This is a genomic window from Bacillus sp. YBWC18 (assembly GCF_002998775.1).
Classification (GTDB): Bacteria; Bacillota; Bacilli; order Bacillales; family Bacillaceae; genus Bacillus.
The window spans coordinates 567,732-586,305 of record NZ_PVRI01000001.1 but is presented as its reverse complement, the minus strand read 5'-3'; the positions used below and the strand labels follow the sequence as shown (position 1 = coordinate 586,305).

The 18,574-nt window shown below is 42.6% G+C and carries 21 protein-coding genes; all 21 read right to left on the bottom strand.

The window, feature by feature from the left end; translation table 11 throughout:
- Positions 1-57: 57 nt before the first annotated feature.
- Positions 58-1,386, bottom strand: a complete 1,329-nt coding sequence (locus C6348_RS03105) for a solute carrier family 23 protein (protein WP_060596204.1) — start codon at positions 1,384-1,386, stop codon at positions 58-60.
- A gap of 155 nt (positions 1,387-1,541) precedes the next feature.
- Positions 1,542-2,084 (bottom strand): bifunctional pyr operon transcriptional regulator/uracil phosphoribosyltransferase PyrR, encoded by a 543-nt coding sequence (gene pyrR, locus C6348_RS03100; protein ID WP_024424234.1) that lies wholly within the window; start codon positions 2,082-2,084, stop codon positions 1,542-1,544.
- Positions 2,085-2,253: 169 nt separating this feature from the next.
- Positions 2,254-3,168, bottom strand: coding sequence for an RluA family pseudouridine synthase (locus C6348_RS03095; protein WP_066030939.1), 915 nt, complete (start codon positions 3,166-3,168; stop codon positions 2,254-2,256).
- The gene (gene lspA, locus C6348_RS03090) at positions 3,165-3,632 is read right to left on the bottom strand and encodes a signal peptidase II (protein WP_012009890.1); all 468 of its coding nucleotides are present in this window, start codon (positions 3,630-3,632) and stop codon (positions 3,165-3,167) included. Before lspA ends, C6348_RS03095 begins: the two co-directional genes overlap by 4 nt.
- Before the next feature lie 94 nt (positions 3,633-3,726).
- A complete protein-coding gene (locus C6348_RS03085) occupies positions 3,727-4,101 on the bottom strand; it encodes a TraR/DksA family transcriptional regulator (protein WP_060596201.1) in 375 nt (124 codons plus the stop codon).
- A gap of 160 nt (positions 4,102-4,261) precedes the next feature.
- The gene (gene ileS / locus C6348_RS03080) at positions 4,262-7,027 is read right to left on the bottom strand and encodes an isoleucine--tRNA ligase (protein WP_060596200.1); all 2,766 of its coding nucleotides are present in this window, start codon (positions 7,025-7,027) and stop codon (positions 4,262-4,264) included.
- 355 nt (positions 7,028-7,382) lie between these two features.
- On the bottom strand, positions 7,383-7,877 hold the full coding sequence (locus C6348_RS03075) for a DivIVA domain-containing protein (RefSeq protein ID WP_003211323.1): 495 nt from the start codon (positions 7,875-7,877) through the stop codon (positions 7,383-7,385).
- A 26-nt stretch (positions 7,878-7,903) separates the two neighbouring features.
- Positions 7,904-8,680 carry a YlmH family RNA-binding protein gene (locus tag C6348_RS03070; protein WP_106041826.1) on the bottom strand — a complete coding sequence of 259 codons (777 nt, stop codon included), beginning with the start codon at positions 8,678-8,680 and terminating at the stop codon, positions 7,904-7,906.
- A gap of 53 nt (positions 8,681-8,733) precedes the next feature.
- Positions 8,734-9,015: a YggT family protein gene (locus C6348_RS03065; RefSeq protein WP_106041824.1), complete on the bottom strand. Its 282-nt coding sequence runs from the start codon at positions 9,013-9,015 to the stop codon at positions 8,734-8,736.
- Positions 9,016-9,021: 6 nt separating this feature from the next.
- The gene (locus tag C6348_RS03060) at positions 9,022-9,480 is read right to left on the bottom strand and encodes a cell division protein SepF (RefSeq protein ID WP_034662521.1); all 459 of its coding nucleotides are present in this window, start codon (positions 9,478-9,480) and stop codon (positions 9,022-9,024) included.
- 1 nt (position 9,481) lies between these two features.
- Positions 9,482-10,171, bottom strand: a complete 690-nt coding sequence (locus C6348_RS03055) for a YggS family pyridoxal phosphate-dependent enzyme (protein WP_066031761.1) — start codon at positions 10,169-10,171, stop codon at positions 9,482-9,484.
- Positions 10,172-10,177: 6 nt separating this feature from the next.
- Positions 10,178-11,017: a peptidoglycan editing factor PgeF gene (gene pgeF, locus C6348_RS03050; protein ID WP_106042319.1), complete on the bottom strand. Its 840-nt coding sequence runs from the start codon at positions 11,015-11,017 to the stop codon at positions 10,178-10,180.
- 237 nt (positions 11,018-11,254) lie between these two features.
- Entirely contained in the window at positions 11,255-11,491 is a 237-nt protein-coding gene (locus C6348_RS03045; RefSeq protein WP_008344958.1) for a YlmC/YmxH family sporulation protein, read from the bottom strand.
- Positions 11,492-11,570: 79 nt separating this feature from the next.
- Complete coding sequence (locus tag C6348_RS03040; RefSeq protein WP_106041822.1) at positions 11,571-12,350, bottom strand: ABC transporter ATP-binding protein; 780 nt, start codon at positions 12,348-12,350, stop codon at positions 11,571-11,573.
- A 127-nt stretch (positions 12,351-12,477) separates the two neighbouring features.
- The gene (locus tag C6348_RS03035) at positions 12,478-12,834 is read right to left on the bottom strand and encodes a PTS glucitol/sorbitol transporter subunit IIA (RefSeq protein ID WP_106041820.1); all 357 of its coding nucleotides are present in this window, start codon (positions 12,832-12,834) and stop codon (positions 12,478-12,480) included.
- A gap of 26 nt (positions 12,835-12,860) precedes the next feature.
- Positions 12,861-13,871 (bottom strand): PTS glucitol/sorbitol transporter subunit IIB, encoded by a 1,011-nt coding sequence (gene srlE / locus C6348_RS03030; RefSeq protein ID WP_034662527.1) that lies wholly within the window; start codon positions 13,869-13,871, stop codon positions 12,861-12,863.
- A gap of 13 nt (positions 13,872-13,884) precedes the next feature.
- Positions 13,885-14,415: a PTS glucitol/sorbitol transporter subunit IIC gene (gene srlA / locus C6348_RS03025; RefSeq protein WP_003210918.1), complete on the bottom strand. Its 531-nt coding sequence runs from the start codon at positions 14,413-14,415 to the stop codon at positions 13,885-13,887.
- Between the two features lie 18 nt (positions 14,416-14,433).
- Positions 14,434-14,865, bottom strand: coding sequence for a transcriptional regulator GutM (locus C6348_RS03020; protein ID WP_034662530.1), 432 nt, complete (start codon positions 14,863-14,865; stop codon positions 14,434-14,436).
- Positions 14,866-14,877: 12 nt separating this feature from the next.
- The gene (locus tag C6348_RS03015; protein ID WP_034662533.1) at positions 14,878-16,122 is read right to left on the bottom strand and encodes an NAD(P)H-dependent oxidoreductase; all 1,245 of its coding nucleotides are present in this window, start codon (positions 16,120-16,122) and stop codon (positions 14,878-14,880) included.
- 444 nt (positions 16,123-16,566) lie between these two features.
- Positions 16,567-17,505 carry a sugar-binding transcriptional regulator gene (locus C6348_RS03010; RefSeq protein ID WP_034662535.1) on the bottom strand — a complete coding sequence of 313 codons (939 nt, stop codon included), beginning with the start codon at positions 17,503-17,505 and terminating at the stop codon, positions 16,567-16,569.
- Positions 17,506-17,656: 151 nt separating this feature from the next.
- A complete protein-coding gene (sigG, locus tag C6348_RS03005) occupies positions 17,657-18,436 on the bottom strand; it encodes an RNA polymerase sporulation sigma factor SigG (protein WP_003211879.1) in 780 nt (259 codons plus the stop codon).
- Between the last annotated feature and the right edge of the window lie 138 nt (positions 18,437-18,574).

The following is an 18,574-nucleotide window of genomic DNA, read 5'->3' as shown; positions in this document are numbered from 1 at the left end:
CCAAAAGAAGCAGCGGCACTTTCGTGCATTCTGCTCATTTTAGAACCCTTGTCAGCCTCACTGGACTTCTTTTAAAAGGTTTTCTGTATTCGATTCATTTGACTCGTCATCCTCCGCTTTTTGCTGTGGCAGGATCAGGTTTAACAGGACACCCGTGATGGCAGCAAGTGCCATTCCAGATAGAGTGAGGTTGATTTGTTTCACCTCAATGAATGCCCCGCCAATTCCGATGACTAAGATGACTGATGCGATAATGAGATTACGCTTTTCTTCAAAATTCACTTTATGATCAATCAGGATTCTCAGACCGCTTGAGGCAATGATCCCAAAGAGCAGGAACGAAACGCCTCCCATGACCGCGGACGGCACTGTACTGATTAATGCTGAAATTTTTCCGACAAAGCCGAAGCAGATCGCAAAGACTGCTGCTCCGCCGATGACGAAGATACTGAACACTCTTGTGATGGCAAGGACCCCGATGTTCTCTCCATACGTTGTTGTTGGCGGTCCGCCAATGAGTGAAGCGAAGATCGTCGCTGCACTGTCTCCTAAAATGGAGCGGTGAAGACCAGGCTTTTTAATAAAATCTTGCCCTACAACTTTACTTAACACCACTTGGTGGCCGATGTGCTCAGACATTGTCACAAAGGCAACCGGCACCATCACTGTGAGAATGCTTAAAGTCACAGCAGGTGTGTAGTCGACAAATGGTACGACGAAGTCTGGTACAGCAAACCATTTCGCGTCAATGACCGGCTGGAAGTTCACAATGCCTTGTGTTAAAGCAAAGAGATAGCCGCTGATAATTCCGATTAATACTGGGATCAAGCTTAGGAATCCTCTTAGGAAGATCATGCTGATAATCGTGACAGCCAGTGTGAAGCCGGCGACCATTAGGTGCTTAAGGCTGTAAACAAGCTCGGTTGCATTCGGATCAACATACATCGCCATGTTGACAGCTGTTCCAGCGAGTCCGAGTCCGATGACCATAATGACTGGCCCTACGACGACCGGCGGCAGAAGTTTCATCAGCCAGCCTGTGCCGAGCCATTTAATAAATAGTGCAATGAGTGCATAAGCGACACCCGCCATGAAGGCACCAACCATTGCGGCTCCAGGGCCGCCTGTTGCTTTGACATTCAGTATGGGGGCGATAAAGGCAAAGGACGATCCAAGATACGCCGGAATTTGTCCTCTTGTGATGATTAAGTAAACAATGGTTCCAACACCACTTGAGATGAGCGCGACGGCCGGACTCATATCAATGATTTTTGGTACAAGAATGGTCGCGCCAAACATGGCAAACAAATGCTGAAGGCTAAGTGACAGCCATGTGAACGGTTTTGGGATATCTCGAATGCCTAAATTGGCTTTTTGCTGACTCATGATTTTCCTCCTAGATGTGTCCTTTTTCATTAAAAAAGCCTCTTTGCGAGTATGCGCAAAGAGGCCTAGAAAAACCGTACACGTCACTTAAGCCGTGTGCTCGGTGTCTCTGTTATTGCCCTCTTTGCAAACTCTCTGGAATGCATTTAAAAAGGTTATTTTTCATATATAGCGACAAGGTCGTTTTGATCTACTTCATTCAGCTGAACCATGACGGTCTCTGCTTTTGATGTCGGAATGTTCTTCCCGATATAATCCGCTCGAATCGGAAGCTCCCGGTGTCCCCGGTCAACGAGAACAGCAAGCTGAATGGAAGATGGTCTTCCTACATCCACAAGGGCATCCATGGCCGCTCTGACGGTTCTGCCTGTAAACAGGACATCGTCAACGACGATCAGTGTTTTGTCATTAATGTCAGCTGGGATGTCTGCACCCTTTACAAGCGGGTCTTGGTTGTCTGTCTTTTTTGTCAGGTCATCACGGTATAGCGTAATATCAAGTTCACCCACTGTGACTGGATTTCCTTCAATTTGCTCGATGCGCTCTGCAAGGCGCTTTGCAAGATGAATGCCTCTTGTCTTGATCCCGGCAAGGATGACATCCTTCATCCCTTTGTTGCGCTCGATCATTTCATGTGCAATTCGGGTAAGCGCTCGTCTGATCGCTTGTTCATCAAGAATGACTGCTTTTTGTTCCATCTTTTACACCTCTTTTTGACAAATAAAAAGCCCCTTCTGCAAAGGGCAGAGAGGGCGTTCATTTGTGCATACACGTGCACAAATTGATCCGTTATCCTTCTCAGCCTCTCTGGACTGTTTTAAAGAATCTTCATTTCTTCGTTTATTATTTCAAAAAAAGAACTGCCTGTCAATCGTTATTTCTTAATGAATCGATAAAAGCTTGCATATCAGCAGGAATCGGTGCTGTGAACTCGATATATTCTCCTGTTCTAGGATGATCAAATCCTAGAACACCTGCATGAAGCAGCTGTCCATTAAAATCGACTGTCTTTCTCGGTCCATATTTCGGATCTCCTGCAAGCGGATAGCCGATATATTTCATATGAACACGAATTTGGTGTGTTCTTCCTGTTTCAAGACGGCACTCCACAACCGTGAAGTCCTGAAAGCGTTCAATCACATCAAAGTGAGTGACTGCTTGTTTTGCACTTTCTTTTGTAACCGTCATGCTTTGGCGGTCTTTTTTGTCTCTGCCAATTGGGGCATCAATTGTGCCTGTATCATGCTGGATAATGCCATGGACAACGGCCGTATATTTTCTTGTGACGGTCTTAGCCACGAGCTGATTGACGAGTGATTCATGCGCCATATCGTTTTTCGCGACCATTAACAGTCCAGACGTGTCTTTATCAATTCGGTGGACAATTCCAGGACGCATCACACCATTAATGCCTGATAAGTCCGTGCAATGTGCCATCAGTCCATTTACAAGTGTTCCAGAGACGTGACCTGGCGCTGGATGAACAACCATTCCTCGTGGTTTATTCACCACTAGCACATCTGCATCCTCATAATAAATATCAAGATCCATTGGTTCTGCTTCTACATCTAGTACTTCTGGGTCTGGAATCTCGACTTTAATCTCATCTCCAGCTTGTACTTTGTAATTGGCTTTCACTTGTTTCCCGTTTACTTCGATCAGCCCATCCTTTACCCACTGCTGGACTTGGGTTCTTGACCATTCTGGTTCTGTCGTGCTTAGAAATTTATCAAGCCGTTCACTCGTTTGATCTTCTGAAACGGCAATATTTACTTGATTCATGTAGTTGACTCCTTCGTTTTCTTTCCATCTAAAAGCATTTGAATGAAGAGCAGAATAACCCCTACACATAGAGAAGAATCTGCAATATTAAAAATTGGGTAGTGATAATTCCCAAAGACGAAATGAGCAAAATCTACCACTTCCTGACGGAAAACGCGGTCGATAAAGTTTCCAATTGCTCCGCCAAGCATTAAGGCCAGCGCTACTCCAAGCAGCTTGTCCTTTTGCCCATGCTTTTGCAAATAATAAACAATTCCCGCAATAACAACGAGTGTGATCACATAGAAAAACCACATTTGTCCTTGGAGAATTCCCCATGCGGCTCCTGAATTTCGGTGAGACGTGATATAAAAGAAGCCATCAATCACTGGATAAGAATCTCCGAGCATCATATTTTTGACAATGAGCCATTTTGTTAATTGATCTAAACAAATCATCACGAATGCGATTATGTAATAGAACACACACGTTCCTCCATCTTCATACTTTGATCTTTAAGCATTTTATCAAGAAAACAGGAAGGAGTAAAGAAACTTTAGTTGACAGACAAAAACCTCCCTACATGTGGAAGGCTTCAAAATGAGAATCATCTGATTCGTGAGGATAAGGAGTGAAGGCTTTTTTCTCGTATTGCTTATGATATAGAAAGTCGTCAGCCGTGCGTGCGGTAGGAAGAATACTCATTTGTTCAAGCGGAATGACCTCACCTGTCGCCTCACATATACCATAGGTTCCCTGCTCAATTTTTGCAATAGCAAGAGACACATCTTGCAGCTCTTCTTTGATGTGATAAAGAAGCGTGGTCGTTTGGACCTCGTTCATTGTGACATGCTCAGCGGGTGAACGAAATGATGCGTATTCAAACAGTTTAGATTGCAGCTCTTCTTTCATTTGAAGGAGTTCCGTGTAAATCGTCTCTAGATCGCCATTCATGTCGCTATTTCAACTCCTGCCCTGTCGTGATAATCATATTGTTGCCCCGGCTGTCCACTTTAAAGCCATAAGATTTTTCCTTTCGTTCTAAACGCTGTCATTTTCGCAAAAAAGAAAACGCCCCGCATATGGCGGGGCGCTAGTTGGTCATATCACACTGTTAATTCTGGTAATATTTTTCCACGATTTCAGCATTTTTCAGTGACAATGTTGGGTATTTCGGATTTGCACCAACATCTTTTGAAATAATGCGGGAACGTTCGCACAGTTCTCCTTCTGCTTTTTGAACCAGAATCCGTCCTGATGTGTATCCAGGTGCTGATGCGTCAGCATTTTGCTCATCTTCTACCGTTAATTCAGAGATGATAAAGAGCTGCTTCACATCTTCTTTAATGGATGCTAGAAGATTTTTCACTTCTTCTGTCGCATAAAGAGTGACATTTGCTTCAAGTGAACGTCCGATGACTTTCTCATTACGCGCAATTTCGAGCGCTTTTAGCACATCGTCACGCACTTCCATAAAGCGGTCAAACTTCACTTCTGTCGCTTCCGCTTGAGGAACAGTCACACCTTCTGGCATATCTGTTAACTGAACACTTGGCTCTTCAACAAAGCTTAAGTGGCTCCATAATTCATCTGCTGTATGCGGAAGAATTGGTGCAGTCAGCTTCACTAATGCCATTAATGTTTCGTAGAAGACCGTTTGCATGCTGCGGCGGTCTGGATGATCTGCATGCTCAATGTACACGACATCCTTTGCAAAATCGAGATAGAAAGAGCTTAGCTCAATCGTACAGAAATTGTGAATCGCATGATATACGACCGCAAATTCGTAATCATCATAGGCCTTTTTCACTTTATCAATCAATTTGTTTAATTTGATCAAGATATATTGATCCACTTCGCGAAGCTCTTCTACCGGCACCGCATTGACTGCTGGATTAAAGTCAAATAGGTTTCCATGCAGGAATCGGAACGTGTTACGGATTTTACGATAGACCTCTGCTACTTGTTTCAAGATATCATCAGACACTGGGTGATCGGCTTGATAGTTGACAGAAGATACCCAAAGTCTAAGAATCTCCGCCCCAAGCTGCTTCGCTACCTTTGTTGGGTCAATCGTATTGCCTAATGATTTACTCATCTTGCGTCCTTCTTTATCAAGCGTAAAGCCGTGGCTTAGAACACCTTTATACGGTGCTTTTCCAGTGACAGCAACTGCTGTTGATAAGGAAGAGTTAAACCAGCCGCGATATTGGTCAGAGCCTTCAAGGTAAAGGTCTGCCGGACGGACAAGGTCATCTCTTTCTTCTAAAACGGCCTGGTGAGAAGAACCTGAATCAAACCATACATCCATGATGTCCTGCTCTTTTGTGAATTCACCGTTCGGGCTTCCTGGATGTGTAAAGCCTTCTGGCAATAGTTCTTTCGCTTCTTTTTCAAACCAAATATTAGAGCCATGTTCTCTAAATAATTGAGAGACATGCTGAATCGTTTCATCTGTGATGATCGGCTCGCCATTTTCCGCATAAAAGACCGGAATTGGAACGCCCCATACACGCTGTCTTGAAATGCACCAGTCGCCTCTGTCTCGCACCATGTTGAATAGGCGTGTTTCGCCCCATGCTGGAACCCATTTCGTTTCTTTAATATTGTCTAATAGCGCTTCTCTGAAATCCTTAATCGATGCAAACCACTGAGCTGTCGCACGATAAATGGTTGGTTTTTTCGTTCTCCAGTCATGCGGGTAAGAGTGCGTGATAAAGTCGAGCTTTTTCAGTGCGCCTTTTGCTTCAAGCTGTTCTGTGATCGCTTTATTGGCATCCTCGTAGAATAATCCTTCAAAACCAGGCGCTTCTTCTGTCATCACACCTTTTTCGTCTACTGGACATAGCACATCAAGACCGTATTTCATACTGACAATAAAGTCATCTTCCCCGTGACCTGGAGCTGTGTGAACACAGCCTGTTCCTGCATCCGTTGTCACGTGGTCGCCAAGCATGACAAGAGAGTCTCTGCCGTAGATCGGATGCTCTGCAACGATGGTATCTAATTCTTTTCCTTTTAATGTTTTCACGACTTCATACTCTTCAAAGCCAAGTGTTTTTGCCACTTGTTCAACTAGCTCAGATGCGACAACATATCGCTCAGCACCCACTTGAAGAACGCTGTACTCTAGGTTTGGATGAACACAAATCCCAAGGTTTGCAGGAAGTGTCCAAGGGGTTGTTGTCCAGATGATGAATTGTTCGCCGTTTTCAAGTACGCCTTTGCCATCTTTCACTTTAAATGAAACGTAAATGGATGGTGAACGTTTGTCTTTATATTCAATTTCCGCTTCAGCAAGTGCTGACTCACTTGAAGGAGACCAGTTAACAGGCTTTAGTCCTTTGTAAATATAGCCTCTCTTCGCCATTTCACCAAAGACAAGAATTTGCTGCGCTTCGTACTCAGGCTTTAACGTGACATATGGATTGTCCCAGTCTGCTCTTACGCCTAATCGCTTAAACTGATTGCGCTGACCTTCGATTTGCTTCCAAGCATACTCTTCACATAGTTTGCGGAATTCAGCTGTCGACATTTCTTTACGTTTGACTTTTTTATTTTTAGTAAGAGCCGTTTCAATTGGTAAGCCGTGTGTATCCCAGCCCGGTACGTACGGTGCGTGGAACCCATTCATTGATTTAAAACGGACAATAAAATCTTTTAGGATTTTATTGAGTGCGTGCCCCATATGAATGTCACCATTCGCATATGGAGGTCCATCATGCAAAATAAAGGTCGGGCGTCCTTTTGTCCGCTCTAAAACCATTTGATAGATGTCTTTTTCTGCCCACTCCTCTTGGATTTCAGGCTCTTTGTTCGGCAAGTTCCCTCTCATTGGGAATTCTGTTTTCGGCATTAATAAGGTGTCTTTGTAGTTCATACCCATTCCTCCATATGCAAATTCTGATTAAAAAACAATAAAAAAAGCCCTCTCATCCCATAAGGGACGAGAAGGCTTGTCTCGCGGTACCACCCTTTTAGACAGCGCTATGAAACAGCCGCTTATCCACTCTAAAATCGTAACGTGATCAGACGCCTTTTCTTACTCATTCATTTCAGAAAAGGAACTAAAGGGGTGATCTCATTGCAGCGTCTCGTAATGTCAGGCTTCCACCATCCCTGATTCGCTTTATTACGCATATGACAACTGCGAGTGTCCCTTTCAAACGTTTATCTCTTGTTAATTTATGATGGTATTATATGCAACATCTGCACGCCATGTCAAGATGATGCGCTTATTCTTTTTCGTCAAAGACAGCGTCAACTTCATATTCCAGTAAATGATCCCAATCGTCATTTTTTAGAAGATCAAGCTGAGCTTCGATGAGCATTTGGAAACGAGTTCTAAAGACCTTCGACTGCTTCTTCAGCTCTTCGATTTCCATCGCAATCTTTCTTGATTTTGATAGCGCTTCGTTGATAATACGATCTGCATTTTTCTCCGCTTCACGAATAATCAATTTCGCTTCTTTATCAGAATGACGTTTGACGTCTTCTGCTGCTTCCTGCGCCACAAGAATTGATTTGTTTAATGTCTCTTCAATTGTCGCAAAATGACCAAGTCTTTCGTCAAGTTCGTTTACTTTTTCTTCAAGTTCGTTCTTTTTGCGAAGCACGATTTCGTAATCTTTACGTACTTGGCTTAAAAACTCGTTTACTTCATCTTCGTCATATCCGCGAAAGCTTTTTGTGAACGTTTTATTATGAATATCATTAGGTGTTAATGGCAACCTCGCCACCTCCAGATTCAAGTTCGTTATGTCAGAAGCTCAAATGTTACTTTAAATTTATCTTTTTTGGTCTTCCCATCAATCGTTTTCAAGCTAAATCGGCCAAATCCCCGTACAGAGAGCTGATCGCCTTCGCCGATTGTAAAGGAAGGGTCCTCAGTGACTTTCCAATTAACTTTGACAAGCCCATTTTTGACCAAAAGCTGTGCCTTTTGCCGAGACTGACGGCTGATTGCAGCACATACCGCATCCAGCCGCAGTGAAGAAATGGTATCTTCTTTGATGTCAGTCTTGCTCATAACCGGCTTTAAATCTGCCTGCGTGATTTCCTCTAATGAAACGGAGGCTCTGCCGACATGTGTCAGCTGCGCCCGCACAAAATCGGCGACATCACTTGTACAAATAAACTGCACATCTTCCTCTGAAAATAACAGATCTCCGAATTTTTGACGCTTCAAGCCTGTCCCAATCAGTGAACCGAGAAGCTTCGGGTGTTCTAACGAAATAAACTTTTTCGCATAGTTCACCTGAAAATAAGACAGCTCAACATCCTGAGTAGCCGGTTCTAAATATTCAGGATAAATGAGAGCTCTTTTGCGCTCCGCTCCTTCATACCCGCCAAAAAACATGATCCCAAGCTCATCAGCATGCTGGATGACGGACTCGGTAATAAACTGCTCACGCGGATCAAGAAAGTCTGTTAATTTCAAACGATACTGGTCGAGTGTGATTTTTTTCCAGCCTAACACTTGGTCGACAAATGGCTGTTCGTCTTTTCTAAAATGTTGATAAATATCGCTCATTTTGTTCCCCTCTTATGTAAAAGAGCCTGGCAGCGCCAAGCCCGGCAGCCTGTCTACATGATTCCTGCAATCATTTGATAAAGACCTCTCAATCCATAATCTGAAGCAAAACGAATCACAAGCAATGCCACAATTGGCGAGATGTCAATCATGCCAATTGGCGGAATAATTTTACGAAATGGTTCTAAATACGGTTCGCAAATATTTGTCAGAAAACGCCCAATCGATGTTTCTCTTGCAGATGGCACCCATGACATAAAGATGTAAATAATAATCGCGAATGAGTAAATCGTTAATACAGTCTGTAAAAGCTGGAAAATGTAATATAAAATCACTATGATTTACCACCTCTGAGGTTCTTCCTCTGTCAAAAGTTCTGATATTGTGCCAGATACATCCACATTATCAGGTGTGCAGAGGAATATATTCGAGCCAATGCGCTGGATGTCTCCACCGATTGCATAAACAGTTCCGCTTAAGAAGTCAATGATTCGCTTTGCTTGATCGTGCTGAATGCGCTGCAAATTCACGACGACTGCACGTCTGTTTTTAATATGGTCTGCAATCTCTTGCGCTTCTGCATAAACACGCGGCTCACTTAACACCACTTTAGAGGATTTCTGCAAGCTTTGCAAGCTGACGACATTTTGTTTTCCAGTCTGCGGACGCTCTTGAAATGCCGCTTTGTCCTTCGTTCCTTTTTCTTCTTGGACTGGTTCTCTTTCTTCATCAATATATTCGTACTCATACTCTTCATCGTCGAGAGTGAAAAAGCTTTTAAACTTATTTTTTATGCTCATGTCACGCACCTCCTGTTTCATTTCCAACAAGTGAAGAGCCAATCCGAACGAATGTCGCACCTTCTTCAATTGCGATTTCAAAATCATTTGACATGCCCATCGATAAATGCTGACAAGGTGCATTTACTTGGTTAAGATGTTTTACTTCTTCTTGAAGATTTTTTAATGTTTGAAAGCAGTTTCGTATCACAGTGTGATCATCTGTAAATGGAGCCATCGTCATCAGTCCAGCAATTTCAATCTTTTTGAAATCAGCGAGCTGCTTCACAAATGGAATCACGTCTTCACTTTGTAAGCCGTGTTTTGACTCCTCCAGTGATGTGTTTACCTGTACAAAACAGCGAACCGTGTGATCCGCTCTTTTTTCAATTTCATTCGCAAGAGACATCCTGTCGAGCGAATGTAAGTAGTCAATTGTTTGAATGACAGATTTTACTTTTCGTGTTTGTAAACTGCCGATGAAGTGCCAGCTAATGCTTTCATCGGTTATGGCCGCTTGTTTTTCAAGTAACCCTTGGTCACGATTTTCTCCAAAGTGCAAAATTCCTGCTTCCTTGGCTTCTTGTGCTCGCTCAATCGAGACATATTTTGTGACAGCGACGACTGATACATCCGCTGGGTTCCGGCCGGCTCTTTTACATGCTTCGTTTATTTGTTCATTTATTTGTCTGAGATTCTCTCGTACATTCAATTGCACTTATGCCTCCTTAAACCCGACAAAAGACATCATACGTCCTGTTTTCCCTTGATCACGGCGGTGTGAGAAGAAAAGCTGATCACTGCAGCTTGTGCACATCGAACTGACATGTATGTTTTCTTCTTTCATCCCTGCATGAAGCAATACGTTTTTGTTTAATGTTTTTAAGTCTAATTTATATTGTCCTTGTGAAATCTCGGAATACACATCCTCTGTTGAAAAGGGAAGCTGTTTCACTTGATCCATGACCACGTCATCGACTATGTAGCAGCAGCTGCCAATGGATGGTCCAATGACGACTTGTATTTGATCGGTCTTGGCACCTTCTTGGTTGACCCATAGATCTACCATCTTTGCACCAATTTGCTTGACGGTTCCTTTCCATCCGGCATGGCCTGTTCCGATAAGTCCATGTTGCGGAGCTAGAAAATAAAGCGGAACGCAATCGGCGAAACAAAGAGCGAGCATCATGTTCGGTTCAGACGTATATAAGCCGTCTGTTCCAGGCAGTGCCTCATGATAATGAAGACTTCCTCTTCCTCTTTGCTCCTTGGTGACTTTCTTGATGCGGTCATCGTGTGTTTGGTCTGCAAACACCCAATCAGAGAGCGGCACAGCAGTAGCATCTGCTATGACTTGACGATTCATTTGGACACTAGAAGCATCATCTCCTACATGGAGTCCAGTGTTCAATGATTGATATGGAGAAAGGCTGAAGCCGCCATTTTTTGTCGTAAATCCGGCCAATACCTCTTTACCAGAACATGTCATGTTCGTCCAATCATGAATGGTCATTGCATAAGGTGATTTCTGCTGAAAGGGGTCATATTTGTGTGTCAAAGCTGCCCTCCCACCTTTCATTCATCTCTCTTTATTTCGCTCCTATTTTACCACAAGACATGCGTAGACAGTTAGTGGGATTCATTAAATATTACACTCAAATGTGCCCTTTCTACAGGTTTTTTTTCAAATTGATATGAAAACGTAATCTTTTTACCCGAAAAAGACATTGTTTGCTAAGAATGGAGAGCTTATTTTAAGGATCATTGAATAGTTCATTGAGGAGTTATACGAATTTTAAGAAGACAATCGGACAAGTATCACATCTTCGCCAATTTTTACTATATTTCGCCACGGCACAATCATTTCCTCTTCTTTTCCGAAAAATCCCATCATTTTACCTGTGCCGCCGATAATGATCGCTTGTATTTTACCGCTCGTGACATTAATATCAATGTCCCCAATGGTGCCTAGTTTTTTTCCGCTCGACACATCGACGACATCCTTGATTTGGAATTCAGAAATACTGATCATCTGTCCTTCCCCGCCTTTCGTTTTCTACTATAATATGTATGATGGAAAAGCAGGGATACAGACCAATAGTTTCTTTCATCTACAATTTACTTAAGTGAGGACGGCCATTTCTCCACATCACATCTACCGGACATTCAAAGAAGGAAGAAAGCAAATCGCTTGTCATCATCTCTTTTGTTTCTCCTTGATCAAAAACAGTCCCATCTTTTAATAATAAGGTGTGCTGAAAAACAGGCAAAATCTCTTCTGCATGATGGGTCGTATAAAGTAAATTAGGCGCATCAGGCTTTGAAGCAATGAATGAGATGGTCTCCAGCACCTGTTCTCTTGCTAAAAAATCAAGACCCGTCACAGGCTCATCTAAAATCAAGAGCTTGGGATCATTCATTAAAGCCCTCGCAATTAGGACTTTTTGCTTTTCTCCTTGTGAGAGTGTTTCATATGTCCGGTTCGCATATTTGAATGAACCAAATGCTTTTAATAGATCAATGGCTTTCTCTCTTATCTCATCTGTCGGGGTTTCATAAAGCCCGATAGATGCAAATGCCCCGCTGAGAACAATTTCAAATGCATTGTCGTCTCTGTGCAGTTTCTTTTCAAGTCCCGCAGATATGAGGCCAATTTTCTTCCTGAGCTTTTCGCCAAGCGCCTCCTTGCCAAAGACATGTCCCAGCACGGTCATCTCACCTGATGTAGGGAAATAATATGAGCAGAGCATATTTAATAAAGCGGTTTTTCCCGCACCATTTAAACCGTAAAGCACCCAGTGCTCCTCTTTGTTCACCTGCCAGTCAACAGATTGCAGCAACCATTTCCCATTTCGTTTTAAAGAAACATCCTTCAATTCAAGTGACACCATCATTTCCCCCTGAGTAAAAATTCTGAATAAACAAATAATGAATGTTTACAGCATATCGCAATTGCTCTTTCTGGTAAACCTCACATAAAAAAAGCTGCTCCTTTTACGGAACAGCTTTTCTTTATCGTTACGAAATTTCAATTCGTACGCCTTCTTTTATATCAGGAAACGTGTGCGGGAATGCAAAGACAGCTCCCGGTAATACATCATCAAACGGCTCTTGGAAGTAGATTGAAATATGGCCGAGCTCTTTAAAGTTGTCATTTGCTTTATTGCCGAGGGCTGTGATCGTGTACGTTTGATCGCCCACTTGAATGGTACCGCCCAGCTTCAGCGGCTGTTCTTCTAAATGTTCGAACTCATGAATGACGGACATATCTCTTAATTCCTGCGGCGCTACGGGTCCAAATAAAACAATCAGCTTATCTTCTTTAAATTGCGGGACTAAGATCCCAATTTCTTTTACGACAGATTGTGTTACCATGTATCTCGATTCCTCCTTTAATACGTTTAATACATACCGAAGCTGGCAACGTATGCGATCACAACAGATAGAACCCCTGTAATAAGGCGGCTATACAAAACAGCTGGTACCCCATATTGTACCGTTTCTGGCTTCGCTTCACCAAGTGACAGACCAACTGGAATGAAATCACACCCTACTTGACCGTTGATGGCAAATAGTGCAGGGAGTGCAAATTGAGGCGGGATATTCCCTAGTGCAATTTGACTACCAATGAGAACACCGATGACTTGTGCAATGACTGCTCCAGGTCCTAAGACAGGCGATAGGAACGGCAATGTACAGACCACGACGAGCAGTAAGAGCCCCCATATAGATCCTGCCAGTGGCGATAGAAAATGAGCAATCAAGTCACCGATTTTTGTATAATTGATAATTCCAATTAACATACTGACAAATGCCATGAATGGAATAATGTTTTTCAAAAGCATATCAACGGAATCACGGCCAGCCTGATAGAACGTACCGGTGACTTTCCCGATTCCTCTTGAGAATCTCATGAGGAAATTACCTTTTTCCTGCCGCTCGATATTTTCCTCTTTCAGTTTTGAATAGGTTTCTTTGAAATTCTCCTTGTCAATCGGCTCACTGTTTTCCTGACCTTCTACTTTCGCCTCACCATCAGATGCTTCCGCAAAGGAAATATCCTTTTCTGTTACGCCTGATACGAAGATATCCTCTGTAATATGTTTTGCAAGCGGTCCAGAAGGAGAGGATGCCAAAACGTCTACAGTTGGAATGCGCTTCATTGGATAAAGTCCGATTCGCGCAGTTCCACCGCAGTCAATGACAACACACATCATTTCATCTTCTGGTATCGAGTTTTTAAAGCCGTCACATGCTTCTGTCCCTGTCATTTCTGCAATTTTACGAGCAACTGGGTGAATGCCTCCCCCTGTAATGGAAACAACCTTTCTTCTTTTACCAGTCGGTTCAAGCTCTAAGCCTTTTCCCCATCCGCCAGCACCTTTTGCAACAAATACTTTGTGGTTTGTCATGTCTAACCCTCCCCTATTGTGAATTCGCTTTCATTTTTCCTGCTAAGTATTTTGTAATCCATTCAGTAATAATACCGCGAAGTAAAATGACGACGATCCCGACTAAGAAGTAACGAACAGCAAGTTCTGACATTGAATATCCTGCTTCTTTAATTCCGTTTGCAATCCCTAAGTAGACAAACAGTTCTCCTGCATTGGCATACGGGAACAGTGATGTCACCGGATGAACAAATGAAACAGCTGAATCATAGAATGCTGGTTTTTGTTTTTCAGGTAAGAAGCGGCCAAACGTATAAGCCATTGGGTTTGTCAAAATAAGAACAGATAAGATCGGCATTAACGTGTAGCGCAAAATCGTATATTTCGCTGCAAACTGGATCGCTCTATTCACTCGCTCTTCTCCAATAAACTTCATGACAGCATAAGTGAAAGTAAGTAACACAACAAGCGTTGGAACGATGCCTGTAACAAGACCCATGAATTGCTTTCCGCCGGCTTCAAACATTCCGATAAAGTGCTCTCCAAACCATTGAATCCATTCCATGTTTCATCTCCCCTTTCTCTAGTTCACATTTGTTATATTTTTTTTCGAAATCGAGACAAGTGCTTGTTCAGCCGCCATGGAAAGTGCGTGCATGACAGCTGGCCCCTTTTTGCGTTTTTTCAATGTCTGCTTCATCATATGGTGCTCGTCTAGCACTGCACCAACATGCTTTCCTTCATATGAAGGAACTTCTTTAAATTTAGATAAGATCGACACACCGCCAAGCACATGGCATTTTTGAATGATATAAGATTCATCCACAATGATGAGCGCTATGGCTCCAGGGCCAACTTTGCGCCGTTCCATTCCCGAAAACAAGTGATAGCCTTGCTTCCCTTTGTAGTCATCAATAAGTGAATCCATGCTCTTGCGGTAGTACTTGATTTGAATAAAAGATAACCCATACTGCACAATGAGAATGATACAAAGTACGATTGCTAATTTTTCCATAGCTTCACGTCCTTATGATTGAAATAAATGATCTTGTAATGAACGCAGCTTCCAGACCGTTGTGTTTGAATCAAGTTCTACATCATCATGAGTCAGGAATTGTCCTAATTTGATGTCTTTTTTCGCTACGACTTTTCCGCTGATTAAGCCAATTGGAATGTGGCCGTTCGTTTTCATGTCTTGATGTGTTTCAAGTACACCTCTTACGGAGTACCCGCCAATTCCGTCAAGTGATTCCCCTGCTTTAATCTCTCTTTTCGCAACAGCTACTGTTTCTGACACTGGTACACCAATTGGGTGGATGGATGAATCATGCTGTAAGACCGCTTTTGCGATGGTGACAGGTGTTTCAAGACTCGCTAAGTGGAAAGGACGGTAAAGTGTATAGTGCGGACCTTTTCCAACTTTTAAGTAGCGCAGTTCTTCATCCACTGGCTCAAGATCACTCTTGACGATGACAAATACGCCTGGTGCAAGTCCATTTACATATTCAACGACTCCGAAGTTATCCAGCACGCCGCCTTGCTGTTTTTGATTCAATTTATCTGCTACATTCTCTAAATTCGCTTCGACTCCGTGCATACCGACTTTATCAGGCAGAAGCCCTGTCGCATTACTTAATAAGTTCATTTCAGCCATTGTTTTTGTGCCGTCCTGGAATGCAGCCAGCATATGTGCACTCATATGTTTACTATCTGCTTCTGCTTTACACGTATCTGGATTTGCTTCTGGGAAGAATGGGTTGTTCTTTCCTTTCCCGGCAACGAGCACCTCAAGACCCATTGTTTTCGCAAATTCATATAATTCTAGTGTTGCTGCTGGTTCGTCTCCAGCTGATCCTGAGTAAACAAGCCCTGCATTTGTGAATAACTTATGCATGACCAAACCGATAGTAATATCAACTTCTACATTTAAAAGAACGAGATGTTTTTTCGAATTAAGCGCTTCCAAAGAAATGTTTGCTCCGACCTCTGGGACACCTGTTGCATCTACTACAACTTCCACGAAATCTGATTGAATCACTTCTCTGTAATCATTTGTGACAACCATTTGATGCGGCTTCGCATGCTGCTTGTAGAAATTTGCTGCCTTCTCTGCTGCACTAAGGTGAATATCACAAACACCAGCGACAATCATGCCTGGAATTTTAGAAATTTGTGAAATGAGTCCAAAGCCCATTTGGCCTGCTCCAATAATCCCTACTTTGATTGGATCTCCACTGCGTTCTCGAGCTAACAACTGTTGATAGATTGACATCTAAATCATCCTTTCAGGTTTTCTTGCTTCTCAATAGATTGCTAGAAATATAATCTGAAACTTTTAACAAATGTTATAAAAATTAACAAAGATCTGTTTATTGTAACATTTGTTATTTTATTTATCATTTGTTATGAACTTAGTTTATATGATGTGTCAACTTTGTGTCAAGCTAAAATCGATAAAATTTTCAATCTTTTTGAGTCTTTAGACTCAAAAAAAACTACCTAATGATATTAGGTAGTTACAGATTCTTGACAAAGGGCTAAAATGATCTTCATTTTAGCCTTTTGTCTTCTTTTCAGCGTGATAGAAAACCTTTGCAGTCTAGGAAGGACGAGTACCGGAGCGGAGCGAATTTGATATTCGTGAGCACCGGCACGCAGGACTGACACCGAATGCGAGGGTTTGTCTACACGCTGACTACCTAATGATATTAGGTAGTTACTTTAATAAGGCATCTCCTGTTCGTTCATCGGTAATTAATACATGAATTAATCCACCTGCTAATGCCGCCCGGATCGCTTCAATTTTCTCTTCGCCACCAGCGACACCTATGACAAGCGGAATTTCTTTCAGCTTTTGCGGGCTTATGCCCATCACCCGGTCGTTCCATGGGTGGGGATATACTTCCCCTTGATGATCAATAAAGTTATAGCAAATGTCACCTGCTACATCCTTCGCTTGAAGGATGTCCTCCTCGCCGCTTGTCATATAAGATTTCACCATCGTTGAATGCTGCGGAACACCGCCAATTCCGACAACCGCGATATTTGATGATTCTCCTAGTTCAATCACTTTTTTGATCGACGGCTGCCGGATCAGTACATCTTTCGCTTCTTTCGTATCAAGCATGACGGGTACATGTAAAAACTCACATTTAGATTTGAGTGCCTCTGTGCATCTCGCAATAATATAGTTAGCGTGGATATCGACATCTTCATTTCCCACACCTCCGACAAGCGGAACAAATGTCACGGATGGATAGTGCTGAACAGAGGTAAGCGCTTTCGCCATTTCATGCAGCGTTGTCCCTGAGGAAAACCCGATGACTTGTCCATCTTTCATCACTTTTAATAAAAAGCTTGCTGCCGCGGCACCGATTCGGCTTTTGGTTGTGTCTTTGCTGAGTGTTTCCACACAGACGACTTCTCGCAGCCCATATTTGCGTTCTATTTTTCTTTCTAACGATCCATACTGTTGGTTGACTTCATCATGAATAATGATTTCCACGATTCCTGCTTCACGTGCTTTTGCCAAATATTTCGATATGAGCGAACGGCTAACCCCAACCGCTTCTGCAATGTTAGATTGAGTGGCGCCTTCTTCATAATACATATGCGCAACCTTAATGAGCAGCCTTCTTTCATCATGGAATGTCATAATAACCCTTCTTTCCGCTTAAGTGTTCCCTAACAAATGATATCTAAAATAACATTTGTTAAAAACAGATTAAATGAAAAAAATAACCGAGTCAATACTAGAGGCGTGTTCTCTAACAAGAATGGAAAAAGCCGCACATGAAGCGGCGGCTTTAAAAGATGTTTTTATTCATTTGTTTGATGGCTGCTTTTTCAAGCCTTGAGACTTGTGCTTGAGAAATTCCGATCTCTTCAGCGACTTCCATTTGCGTTTTGCCCTGGAAGAAGCGTTTGCGAAGAATCATTTTTTCCCTGTCGTTCAATCTGCGCATGCCCTCTTTTAAGGCCAATTCTTCCACCCATTGTGTGTCTTTGTTCCGTTCATCACTAATTTGATCCATCACATAAATCGGATCTCCTCCGTCATTATAGATCGGTTCAAACAAAGATACAGGATCTTGAATCGCATCTAGGGCAAAGACAATTTCCTCATGAGGCACTTCGAGAACTTTGGCAATGTCTTCTGCTGTTGGCTCCTTGCTTGTCTCACTAATCAGCCTCTCACGGACCTGAAGTGCCTTATAGGCAATATCTCTTAGTGAACGAGACACCCGAATCGGATTGTTATCACGCAAGTATCGACGGATTTCTCCTATGATCATAGGAACCGCATAAGTTGAAAATCTGACATTGTGGCTTAAATCAAAATTATCAATTGATTTCATTAATCCGATACAGCCTACTTGGAAGAGATCATCGACATACTCGCCTCTGTTGTTAAAACGCTGAATCACACTTAAAACCAACCGTAAATTGCCATTGACTAGCTTTTCTCTTGCTGTATCGTCACCCTCATCTTGCAGCTGTCTGAACAATTTTCTCATCTCGTCGTTTTTCAGAACAGGCAGTTTGGAGGTGTCGACTCCGCAGATTTCCACTTTATTTCTGGACACTTTTTTCCCTCCCTACAGGAGCTGTTGTACAAAGTTCAGTATCTCCTTGGGATGGAAAAATATGCACGAGCGATGACGAGAATCATGTGAAAAAATGGTTATCCCTTTGATAGTAAAGGGATCGAGCTTTCAAAAAAT